11 protein-coding genes and 1 other RNA gene are annotated in these 10,787 nt (G+C 68.7%); 6 read left to right on the forward strand and 6 right to left on the reverse strand.

What is annotated here, in order from left to right:
• The first annotated feature begins 98 nt into the window (after positions 1–98).
• Together Q7P21_RS15775 and groL are read left to right on the forward strand one after the other, a co-directional pair.
• A complete protein-coding gene (locus Q7P21_RS15775) occupies positions 99–389 on the forward strand; it encodes a co-chaperone GroES (RefSeq protein ID WP_304177825.1) in 291 nt (96 codons plus the stop codon).
• A 59-nt stretch (positions 390–448) separates the two neighbouring features.
• Positions 449–2,095, forward strand: coding sequence for a chaperonin GroEL (gene groL / locus Q7P21_RS15780; protein WP_304177827.1), 1,647 nt, complete (start codon positions 449–451; stop codon positions 2,093–2,095).
• Positions 2,096–2,252: 157 nt separating this feature from the next.
• Here groL and Q7P21_RS15785 read toward each other — a convergent pair whose 3' ends face one another.
• Positions 2,253–2,612 carry a phage holin family protein gene (locus Q7P21_RS15785; protein WP_304170652.1) on the reverse strand — a complete coding sequence of 120 codons (360 nt, stop codon included), beginning with the start codon at positions 2,610–2,612 and terminating at the stop codon, positions 2,253–2,255.
• Positions 2,613–2,792: 180 nt separating this feature from the next.
• Here Q7P21_RS15785 and Q7P21_RS15790 point away from each other — a divergent pair, with 180 nt between their 5' ends.
• Together Q7P21_RS15790 and Q7P21_RS15795 are read left to right on the forward strand one after the other, a co-directional pair.
• The gene (locus Q7P21_RS15790) at positions 2,793–3,677 is read left to right on the forward strand and encodes a hypothetical protein (protein ID WP_304170650.1); all 885 of its coding nucleotides are present in this window, start codon (positions 2,793–2,795) and stop codon (positions 3,675–3,677) included.
• 131 nt (positions 3,678–3,808) lie between these two features.
• Positions 3,809–5,545 (forward strand): ATP-binding protein, encoded by a 1,737-nt coding sequence (locus Q7P21_RS15795; protein ID WP_304177828.1) that lies wholly within the window; start codon positions 3,809–3,811, stop codon positions 5,543–5,545.
• Here Q7P21_RS15795 and Q7P21_RS15800 read toward each other — a convergent pair.
• From Q7P21_RS15800 to Q7P21_RS15820, 5 genes are all read right to left on the reverse strand, one after another.
• Positions 5,542–6,378 carry a TIGR00282 family metallophosphoesterase gene (locus Q7P21_RS15800; protein WP_304177830.1) on the reverse strand — a complete coding sequence of 279 codons (837 nt, stop codon included), beginning with the start codon at positions 6,376–6,378 and terminating at the stop codon, positions 5,542–5,544. The two genes, Q7P21_RS15795 and Q7P21_RS15800, sit on opposite strands and share 4 nt — an antisense overlap.
• A gap of 9 nt (positions 6,379–6,387) precedes the next feature.
• Positions 6,388–6,966, reverse strand: a complete 579-nt coding sequence (locus tag Q7P21_RS15805) for a 5-formyltetrahydrofolate cyclo-ligase (protein ID WP_304177832.1) — start codon at positions 6,964–6,966, stop codon at positions 6,388–6,390.
• Between the two features lie 41 nt (positions 6,967–7,007).
• Positions 7,008–7,170: non-coding RNA, 6S RNA (ssrS, locus tag Q7P21_RS15810), on the reverse strand.
• 116 nt (positions 7,171–7,286) lie between these two features.
• Positions 7,287–7,613 carry a cell division protein ZapA gene (locus Q7P21_RS15815; protein WP_304177834.1) on the reverse strand — a complete coding sequence of 109 codons (327 nt, stop codon included), beginning with the start codon at positions 7,611–7,613 and terminating at the stop codon, positions 7,287–7,289.
• A 2-nt stretch (positions 7,614–7,615) separates the two neighbouring features.
• Positions 7,616–7,912, reverse strand: a complete 297-nt coding sequence (locus Q7P21_RS15820) for a DUF4164 family protein (protein WP_304172201.1) — start codon at positions 7,910–7,912, stop codon at positions 7,616–7,618.
• A 133-nt stretch (positions 7,913–8,045) separates the two neighbouring features.
• Here Q7P21_RS15820 and tkt point away from each other — a divergent pair, with 133 nt between their 5' ends.
• Positions 8,046–10,019 carry a transketolase gene (gene tkt, locus Q7P21_RS15825; RefSeq protein WP_304177836.1) on the forward strand — a complete coding sequence of 658 codons (1,974 nt, stop codon included), beginning with the start codon at positions 8,046–8,048 and terminating at the stop codon, positions 10,017–10,019.
• Between the two features lie 10 nt (positions 10,020–10,029).
• Positions 10,030–10,787 (forward strand): formate-dependent phosphoribosylglycinamide formyltransferase (gene purT, locus Q7P21_RS15830; RefSeq protein ID WP_304177837.1); only part of this gene is annotated, 758 nt, incomplete at its 3' end.

Genomic DNA, 10,787 nt, shown 5'->3' on the forward strand with positions numbered 1-10,787 from the left:
AATTCCCGCCCCGTTAGCACTCGACAGTGTCGGCTGCCAAAAGCCGGCTCGCCGAGCCGCCCATTCAAATACCACCCGTACCAACGGAGACCACAAACATGGCATTTCGTCCCCTGGGCGACCGCGTCGTCGTGAAGCGCGTCGAAGAAGAAACCAAGACCAAGGGCGGGATCATCATCCCCGACACCGCCAAGGAAAAGCCCCAGGAAGGCGAAGTCATCTCGGTCGGCCCCGGCGCCGTCAACGAGAAGACCGGCGAGCGCACCAAGATGGAGCTGAAGGCCGGCGACCGCATCCTGTTCGGCAAGTGGTCGGGCCAGGAAATCAAGGTCGACGGCGACGACCTGCTGATCATGAAAGAGTCGGACGTCCTCGGCACGCTTTCCTAAGCGAAGCCTAGAGAACCCGGCCCCTTCAAAACCCACAATCAGAGAGACACACACCTAAAATGGCAGCCAAGACCGTCTATTTCTCGACCGACGCGCGCGACAAGATGCTGCGCGGCGTCAACATCCTCGCCAACGCCGTGAAGGTGACCCTGGGCCCCAAGGGCCGCAACGTGGTCATCGAGAAGGCCTTCGGCGCCCCGCGCTCCACCAAGGACGGCGTCTCGGTCGCCAAGGAAATCGAACTGGAAGATAAGTTCGAGAACCTGGGCGCCCAGCTGATCCGTGAAGTCGCCTCCAAGACCAACGACAAGGCCGGCGACGGCACCACCACCGCCACCGTCCTGGCGCAAGCCATCGTCGTCGAAGGCCTGAAGTCAGTTGCCGCTGGCATGAACCCGATGGACCTGAAGCGCGGCATCGACAAGGCCGTCCTGGTCGCCGTCGAGCACATCAAGTCGTCCTCCAAGAAGGTCTCGGCCAACTCGGAAATCGCCCAGGTCGGCACCATCTCCGCCAATGGCGACGCCGAAATCGGCGCGATGATCGCCAAGGCCATGGACAAGGTCGGCAATGAAGGCGTGATCACGGTTGAAGAAGCCAAGAGCCTCGAGACCGAACTCGACGTCGTCGAAGGCATGCAGTTCGACCGCGGCTACCTGTCGCCCTACTTCATCACCAACGCCGACAAGATGGAGGCTGAACTCGAAGAGCCGCTCATCCTGCTCTTCGAAAAGAAGCTGACCTCGCTGCAGCCCCTGCTGCCGGTGCTGGAAGCCGTGGTTCAGTCGGGCCGTCCCCTGCTGATCATCGCTGAAGACGTCGAAGGCGAAGCGCTCGCGACCCTGGTCGTGAACAAGCTGCGCGGCGGCCTTCGCGTCGCGGCCGTCAAGGCTCCGGGCTTCGGCGACCGCCGCAAGGCCATGCTGGAAGACCTCGCCATCCTGACCGGCGGTGAGCTGATCAGCGAAGACCTGGGCATCAAGCTCGAGAACGTCACCCTCGAAATGCTCGGCAAGGCCAAGAAGGTCACCATCACCAAGGACGACACCACGATCGTCGACGGTTCCGGCGCCAAGGACGGCATCGAAGCCCGCATCGGCCAGATCAAGCGTCAGATCGAGGACACCACCTCGGACTACGACAAGGAAAAGCTGCAAGAACGTCTGGCCAAGCTGGCCGGCGGCGTCGCCGTGATCCGCGTCGGCGGCGCGACGGAAGTCGAAGTGAAGGAAAAGAAGGACCGCGTCGACGACGCCCTGAACGCGACCCGCGCGGCCGTGGAAGAAGGCATCGTCCCCGGCGGCGGCGTCGCCCTGCTGAAGGCCTCCAAGGTTCTGGACGGCTTCAAGGGCGACAATGACGACCAGGAAGCCGGCGTCGCCATCGTGCGTCGCGCGCTCCAGGCGCCGATCCGTCAGATCTCGGAAAACGCCGGCGTCGAAGGCTCGATCGTGGTCGGCAAGGTGCTTGAAAACCCCTCCGCCACCTTCGGCTTCAACGCTCAGACCGAAGAGTATGTGGACATGGTCCAAGCCGGCGTCATCGACCCGGCCAAGGTCGTGCGCACCGCTCTGCAGGACGCCGCCTCGGTGGCCGGCCTGCTGATCACCACCGAAGCCGCCATCGTCGAGGCCCCGAAGAAGGGCGGCCAAGGCGGCGGCATGCAAGGCGGCGGCATGGGCGGCATGGGCGACATGGACTTCTAAAGCCCGTCATCCAGCACTTAAGATCGAGGGCGGGACCGCGAGGTCCCGCCCTTTTTCTATGGCCGCTGGCCTCGAGCATTTTTCCAAAAGTGCTCTGACTTTTTGAATGAGAGCCCCTTTGATCCGATCTGGCTGAGGCGCCGGATCGGTAGGGGCTCTAGTCGTCGCGGGTGTGGTCGCCGATCACCAGGTGACCGACCCAGCTGGTGATGCCGGTGACGATGGCCGCCTCGATCCCGGGCACGATGCCGTGCACGGTGAAACCCTTCACGAAATAGGCGACCAGCCCGATCATCCCGGCATTGATGATCAGCAGGAACAGACCCAGCGTCAGCAGGGTGAAGGGCAGGGTCAGGAACACCACCACCGGTCGGACGATGGCGTTGACGATCCCCAGCAACAGGGCGGCGACCGCCAGGGTCCAGAGGGTGTCATAGGCGACCCCGGGGACGAAATGGGCGGCGATGGCCAGGCCAATCGCGGCGAAGATCGCGCGGACTAAGAACTTGGCGAGCATGGAACCTCCTGAACGCAGGCCGTCGTCGTGGGCGCGCCGGCCGAAGCTTCAGCCTAGAACCCTTCCCGCTGGAGTGGAATGACCCGCGAAGCGCCCGTCGCCGCGTCCCCTCCCGGTCGGGTTTCATCGGCGACACTGTCGGGGCTCATTTCCGCCCCGCCGCGCGGCCAGGGTCTGACGATGATCAAGTCCCCTGCGCTCCTCACGCTCTGCGCCCTCTTCGCCCTGACCGCCGCCGCGCAGGCTCAGACCTCGCCGGACGGCCCCCCGCCAGGCGCCCCGCCCCGCGACCATCGCGGGCCGCCACCGGGCGGACCCCGTCACGGCGGCCTGTTCCTCAGCCCGGCCGGCGAGCCCTTTCGCGGCGGAGACGGCCTGGCCGCCTGGTTCGCGGGGGCCGACACCGACCATGACGGCGCCCTGACCCTGGCCGAGTTCCGCGCCGACGCCATGCGCTTCTTCAAGGTGCTGGACGCCAATCATGACGGCGTCGTCGACGGCGCCGAGAACCAGATCTACGAGACCAGGATCGCGCCCGAAATCCTCGGCATGGGCCGCGAGGACCCTGAGGATGGCCCGCCCCAGGGCGGTGGCAAGGGCGGCGGCGGGATGGGCGGCGGCCACGGCGGCGACATGGGCGGCAGCCGAGGCGGCGGCATGGGCGGAGGCCACGGCGGTGGAATGGGCGGCGGCGGAATGGGCGGCCCAGGCGGTGGAGGGCCCGGTGGCGGTCCCGGAGGCGGCATGGGCGGAGACGACATGGACGCGCCCGGGGGCGGCGACCATCCGCGCCGGTCCTCGTCCGGCCACAACTTCAGTCGCCTGGAGGGGGCGGCCCGCTTCTCGCTGATCAATGAGCCCCAGCCGGTGCGCGGCGCGGACGCCAATCTGGACTGGAAGGTCACCGCCGAGGAATGGGCCAAGGCGGCGGGCCGCCGGTTCGCCCTGCTCGACCCCAATGACACGGGCAAGATCACCCTGGCCAACCTGCCCCCGCCTGGCGGACGCGGCGCCGAAGGCCCGTCCCGCAAAGGCCTGTTCAAGGGACGCCGCCGCGACGACTGATCCGCGCACGCCATCGGCCCCGCACCCTTTGCGCGTGGGGGCCGATGCCGCACCCTGGGGGCGTTGCGAAAGACTCGATTCACCTATCTAAGACAAGCTGTCGACCATCCCTTCAGCTTCAGGAGCTCGGCGTGACCCGCTGGCGCGACGCTTTTGGCGAGGAGCTCGATCGCGGCGCGATCGAAAGCCTCCGCACCACGGGCGTCCGGGTCATGACCCTGGGGCCCGTCGCCCTCCTGGCCGGCTGGAACCTGGGCTGGCGTCTCGCCGCGACCTGGGCCGCCATCGCCCTGGCGAGCGAGATCTGGACCTGGGCCGTGACCCGTTCGGTCAGGTCCGGCGGCCGGCCCAGCCGGACCGAGAAGGCGCTCTATCTCACCTCCACCCTGGTCAAGACCGCCATCTGGGCCGCCCTGCCCGTACTGCTGTGGAACAGCGGCATGGAGGCGCTGCGGATCGGCGCCGTGGTGCTGCTCTGCGGCCAGCTGATCCATGCGATCAGCTACACCTCACGGTTCCGGGTTCTGCTGGCGGTCAACGCCTCCTTCCCCATGCTGGCCCTGTTCGTCCTGCCGCTGATGTCCCGGCAATTCGACCGGGTGCGGCTGGTGACCCTGACCTGCGGCCTGGCCCTGATGGCGCTCTATTGGGTCAATGGAGTGCGGGCCAGCCGCCGGGCCGCCCACGCCATGCAGGCCGCCGAGCGTGCGGCGATCGAGGCCAACGCCGCCAAGTCCGCCTTCTTGGCCATGATGAGCCATGAACTGCGCACCCCCATGACCGGGGTGCTGGGGATGGCCCAGGCCCTGCGCAACACCAAGCTCTCGGACGAACAGCAGGCCCAGGTCGGCATGCTGATCCGCGCCGGCGACGGGTTGATGGCCATCCTCAATGACATCCTCGACGTCTCCAAGATCGAGGCCGGGCGCCTGGAGCTGGAGACCACCGTCTTCGATCTGCCGGAACTGGGCGCCCAGGCCGAGGCTCTGTGGCGCGACGCCGTCCTGGCCAAGGGGCTGAACCTGACCTTCACGGTCGATCCCGGCACCCCGCGCTGGCTGACCGGCGATCCGACCCGCATCCGCCAGATCATGCTCAACCTGTTGTCCAACGCGCTGAAGTTCACCGAGGCCGGCGAGGTGCGCCTGGCGCTGCGGCCCCTGGACGGCGCGGCGGCCGGTCGTGGTCGGGTGGAGATTTCCGTCAGCGACACCGGCATCGGCATGACCCCCGATCAGGTGGGCCGCCTGTTCCAGGCTTTCAGCCAGGCCGACGCCTCCACCACCCGCCGATTCGGCGGCACGGGCCTGGGCCTCTCCATCTGCCGTCAGCTGGCGCGGATGATGGGCGGCGGGGTCAGTGTCGAGAGCGCCCCGGGCCAGGGTTCGGTGTTTCGCCTGACCCTGGAGCTGCCCCTCGCCGAGGCCCCAGGGGCGGACGAGGCGGAGGACTATGACGCCGACGTCGGCCTCAGCGGTGTGACCATATTGGTGGCCGAGGACAACGCCATCAACCAGGCGGTGGCGCGCGCCATCCTTGAGGCCGTGGGCGCCCATATCGAGACCGCCGACAACGGGGCCCTGGCCCTCGAGCGCCTGGCCGGCGGCGGATTCGACCTGGTGCTGATGGACGTCCACATGCCGGTGATGGACGGGATCGAGGCGCTCAGTCGCATCCGGTCCGGCGAGGCGGGCGATCCGACCTTGCCGGTCATCGCGCTCACCGCCGACGCCATGTCCGACGAGACCCAGAGGCTGATGGCGCTGGGCTTTGATGACGTCCAGCCCAAGCCGATCCACCCCGCCGAGCTGGTCGGGGCGATTCTCGCGGCCTGCGCCCAGGCCGAGGCCCGCCGCGCGGCGGCTTAGCCGGGCACGGCGTCCAGGGTCGGCACCGTCTCAGACAGCCGGCCGCCGATGCGGATCGGCTCGACCCGCCGGGCCAGGCCTGTGCGGTCGTCGGTCTCCACGAACACGCCGCAGACCGTGGCCGGGCCTTCGGCCGGCTTGTAGCGACCGCTGGAGATCCGGGTGGTGAAGCGCCGCAGGGGCTCTTCCTTCTGGTTGCCGATCACGCTGTCATAGTCGGCGCAGGCGCCTGCGTCGGTCTGATAGGCGGTGCCGCCCGGCAGGATCTGGCAGTCGGCGGTGGGCACATGGGTATGGGTGCCGACCACCAGGCTGGCGCGGCCGTCACAGAAATGACCCATGGCCATCTTCTCGGAGGTGGCCTCGGCGTGCATGTCGACCAGTATGGCGTCGGCGACCATGCCCAGGGGCGTGCGTTCCAGCTCGCGGTCGACCGCGGCGAAGGGATCGTCCAGCGAGTCCATGTGCACCCGGCCCAGCAGGTTGATCACCAGGATGCGCCGACCCTTGGTCGTCACGAACAGATTGGCGCCGCGCCCAGGCGCGTCGGCCAGGACCGAATAGTTCAGCGGCCGGATCAGCCGGTCCTCGCGGACGATATAGGTCAGGGCCTCCTTCTGGTCCCAGCTGTGGTTGCCGAGCGTCAGGCAGTCAGCTCCAGAATCGAACAGCTCGCGCGCCGTGTTCTCGGTGATGCCGAAGCCCGCCGCAGCGTTCTCGGCGTTGATCACCACGAACTCGAGGTCGAGGCGGCGGCGGAGGTCGGGCAGGTGGTCGGCCAGGCCGTCGCGGCCGGCGCGGCCGACGACATCCCCGAAGAAGGCGAAGCGCATGTCTGGTCCTTAAGGTCTTTCGACCGGGATATAGCCGTTTTCGGTGAGAATGGCGTCCAGCCTCTGATCGTGCGGCTCGAGGTCCAGTTCGGGCGCCTCCTGGCCGGCATAGGCCAGGCCCAGGACGAAGACCGGCCTGACGGCCCGCAGCGCCGCCAGGGTGCGGTCATAGTGCCCGCCGCCCTGCCCCAGTCGGCCGCCCCTGCGGTCGAAGCCGAGCAGGGGAACAATCACCAGGTCCGGATGGACCCGCGGCGCGTGCGGCGGCGGGGCCGGCACGCCCATGGCGTCGGGAACCGGCCGGTCGCGGTCGTCCCACAGCCGGAAGATCAGCGGCGCATCCGGCCCCTCGCAGACCGGCAGGGCGAACAGGCCGCCCAGGGCCGACAGCCGGCGGATCAGCGGGCTGGGGTTCAGCTCCGAGCCCAGGGCGTGATAGCCGGCGAAACAAGCGAAGGCGGGAAGCGCATGGATCGGCGCCAGATCGGCGGCGCGCTGGGCGGCGTCGGGCGCGGACTTGGCGAGCGCGGCGCGGCGGACGCGCAGGGCCCGGCGCAGATCAAGCTTGGCGGAGGCGGGGTCGGTCACCGCATCCCTATACCCCCGCAGGCGGGGGAAAGGGAAAGGGTGGCGGCGCCGCGAGGACCGTGAAGGACGGTTTAAATCCCCTCGGACCTGGTAAACCAGGTGGGCGCCATATACCCGGGCCCACGAGCCCGGACAGGGACAGCTCCCTTCGAGAAAATTAAGGTCTCTGGGATTAGTTGCCTTCGACGAGAGCCGCAGCAAGACCCGCCGGGAGCCAATCTAGGGCCGCGGAGGTGGGTTCACAAGGGCGGGCGCATCAGACTGGCTCCCCCACGCCCGCGATCCCCAGCACCTTCGCCCGCGCGATCAGCCGGCTGACTCTATTCCGCCACCAGCTTCTCGATCTTGCGGGCGGCGTTGTCGATGGCGAGCGCCGCCTTGACCTCCACCCGGGCGTAGTCGGATTGCAGGCGGGCGAGCTCGGCTTGGGCGACGGAGAGCCTGGCCTTGGCGTCAGTCAGTTCATCGGCCAGCAACAGGGCGCCCATCAGAAACAGCCGGGTGTCGCCCAATTGGCCCATGTCCTGCGAGACCTGGCGGACCTGGCGGTCGAACAGCCGGGCCAGTTCCAGAAGGTGCGCCTCCTGGCCATCCTCGCAGCCCACGGCATAGGGTCGGCCATTCACGTCGATGTTCAGCTGGGCCATGGCTAGGCTTCCTCGGTCTCGTCGACGTCCGCCGCTTCGGCGGCAGGCTCGAGCGCCGCCTGGATCTCAGCGATGGCGCGGCCCAGGGCCGCGGACGCCTCGGCGCCGGCGGCCTCCAGATCCTTCTCCCGGGCCCGCGCCTGGTCCAGCTCGGCGGCCAGCCGCGCGCGATCGGCGTCGAACAGGCCGTCGCCGCCATCCCTGACCCCATGGGCCATGCGCTGCTCCAAAAGCGCAACCGCGCGATCCAGGCGGTTGACCGCCTGGTCGAGGGCGTTGTCGCCGGACTCCCGGTTCATTCCACGCTCCGAACTGTGACCGTTAATCTATAGACCGGGCCGGGCCGCCGCCGGAACCCGTTACGTTCCTTGACCCTCACCTCTGTGCATGCGACGCCGCCCCGTTCAGCCCCCGGAAGATTCATAGGCCCCCATGCCCGCTCCGCTCCAGACCATGGCCGACGCCATCCGCGTGCTCTCCATGGACGCCGTCGAACAGGCCGCCAGCGGCCACCCTGGCATGCCGATGGGCATGGCCGATGTCGCGACCGTGCTGTGGACGAAATTCCTGAAATATGACGCGACCAAGCCCGACTGGGCCGATCGCGACCGCTTCGTGCTGTCGGCGGGGCACGGCTCGATGCTGCTCTATTCGCTGCTGCATCTAAGCGGGTTCAAGGCGATGACCCTGGGCGAGATCAAGAATTTCCGCCAGTGGGGCTCCAAGACCCCCGGCCACCCCGAGGTGTTCCACACCCCCGGCGTCGAGGTCACCACCGGCCCCCTGGGCTCGGGCCTGGCGACCTCGGTCGGCATGGCCATGGCCGAACGCAGCCTGGCCGCGCGCTTTGGCGCCGATCTGGTCGACCATCGCACCTGGGTGATCTGCGGCGACGGCTGCCTGATGGAGGGCGTCAGCCACGAGGCGATCAGCCTGGCCGGCCGCCTGAAGCTCAACAAGCTGACCGTCATGTGGGACGACAATGACGTGACCATCGACGGCGCGGTCTCGCTGTCCGAAGCCGGTGACCCCGTGGCCCGCTTCAAGGCGGCCGGCTGGGCGGTCAAGGCCATTGACGGGCACGATGCCGGCCAGATCCGCCGGGCGCTCGCCTGGGCGACCAAGCAGGACCGTCCCAGCCTGATCGCCTGCAAGACCAAGATCGGCAAGGGCGCGGCCACGATGGAGGGCCACCACAAGACCCACGGCGCCGCGCTGGGCAAGACCGAGATCGCCGCCAGCCGCGAGAAGATGGGCTGGAGCCAGGAGCCCTTCCATGTGCCGGACGAGGTCTATCGTCCCTGGCGCGCCGCCGGCCGCAAGGGCGGCAAGGTCCGCAAGGCCTGGGAAGCCAAGCTCGCCGCCTCGCCGCACAAGGCGGTGTTCGAGCGCGCGATGAAGGGCGACCTGCCCGCCGACGCCTTCGACCGCCTGGACGCGCTCATCGCCGAGGCCGTGGCGTCGAAGCCCGCCGCCGCCACCCGCCAGCATTCGGGTTCGGCGCTCGACGCCCTGTTCGGCGCGGTCCCGGAAATGATCGGCGGCTCCGCCGACCTGACCGGCTCCAACAACACCTTCGTCAAGAACACCGCCGTCTTCGACGAACCCGACTATGCCGGCCGCTATGTGAACTATGGCGTGCGCGAGTTCGGCATGGCCGCAGCCATGAACGGCATGGCCCTGCACGGCGGGGTCATCCCCTATGGCGGCGCCTTCATGGTGTTCTCCGACTATAGCCGCCCGGCCATCCGGCTCGGCGCCTTGATGGGCATCCGGGTGATCCACGTCATGACCCACGACTCGATCGGGGTCGGCGAGGATGGGCCCACCCACCAGCCGGTCGAACACCTGGCCGCCATGCGCGCCATGCCCAACCTCAACGTCTTCCGCCCCGCCGATGCGGTGGAGACCGCCGAGTGCTGGAAACTGGCCCTGAACGCCCGCAAGACGCCGACCTTCATGGCCCTGTCGCGGCAGAAGGTCCCGGCGGTGCGCACCGAGGCCTCGGCCGAAAACCTCTCGGCCAAGGGCGCCTATGAGTTGGCTCCTGCGATGGGCGAGGCCAAGGTCACCCTGTTCGCCTCCGGCACGGAGGTCTCCCTGGCCATGGCCGCCCGCGACGCCCTCCAGTCCGAAGGGATCGGAACCCGCGTGGTCTCCACCCCCTGCTGGGAACTGTTTGCGGCGCAGCCCCCCGCCTATCGCGCCAAGGTCATCGGCGCCGGCACGGTGCGCGTCGCGGTCGAGGCCGCGATGGGCCTGGGCTGGGAGCGGTTCATCGGCGAGGACGGCGTGTTCGTCGGCATGGACGGCTTCGGCGCCAGCGCCCCGGCCGACCGGCTCTATAAGGAGTTCGGCATCACCGCCGAGGCCGTCGTGGCCGCGGCGAAGTCGAAGCTCGGTTAGGGTTCGCGCCATGCGCCTCGGCACGCCGCTGTCCCCCACCGCCGTGAAGGTGATGTTGCTGGGCTCAGGCGAGCTCGGCAAGGAAGTGGCGATCGAGCTGCAGAGGCTGGGCTGCGAGGTGATCGCGGTCGATCGCTATGCTGACGCGCCGGCCATGCAGGTCGCCCACCGCAGCCACGTCATCGCCATGACCGACGCCGTGGCCCTGCGCGCCCTGGTCGAGGCCGAGCGGCCGCATCTGATCGTGCCCGAGATCGAGGCCATCGCCACCGACGAGCTGGTGCGGATCGAGGCCGAGGGGCTGGCCACGGTCATCCCCACCGCCCGCGCCGCCCAGTTGACCATGAACCGCGAGGGCATTCGCCGGCTTGCGGCCGAACAGCTCTCCCTGCCGACCAGCGCCTACGCCTTCGCCTCCACCGAGGCGGAACTGGCCAAGGCCGCCGCCGAGGTCACCGGCTTCCCCTGCTTCGTGAAGCCTGTGATGTCCTCCTCGGGCAAGGGCCAGTCCTATGTCGAGACCGCCGCCGAGATCGCCCAGGCCTGGCGCTATGCCCTGGAAGGCGGCCGGGTCGAGCAGCCCCGGGTGATCGTCGAGGGCCGGGTCGCCTTCGACTTCGAGATCACCCAGCTGACCGTGCGGTTCAGCCACGCCGACGGGACCATCGGAACCGCCTTCTGCGCCCCGATCGGTCACCGCCAGGTCAAGGGCGACTATGTGGAGAGCTGGCAGCCCCAGGCCATGACTGAGATGGCGCTCGCCAGGTC

The sequence above is a fragment of the Phenylobacterium aquaticum genome (assembly GCF_947378715.1).
Taxonomy (GTDB): domain Bacteria; phylum Pseudomonadota; class Alphaproteobacteria; order Caulobacterales; family Caulobacteraceae; genus Phenylobacterium; species Phenylobacterium aquaticum_A.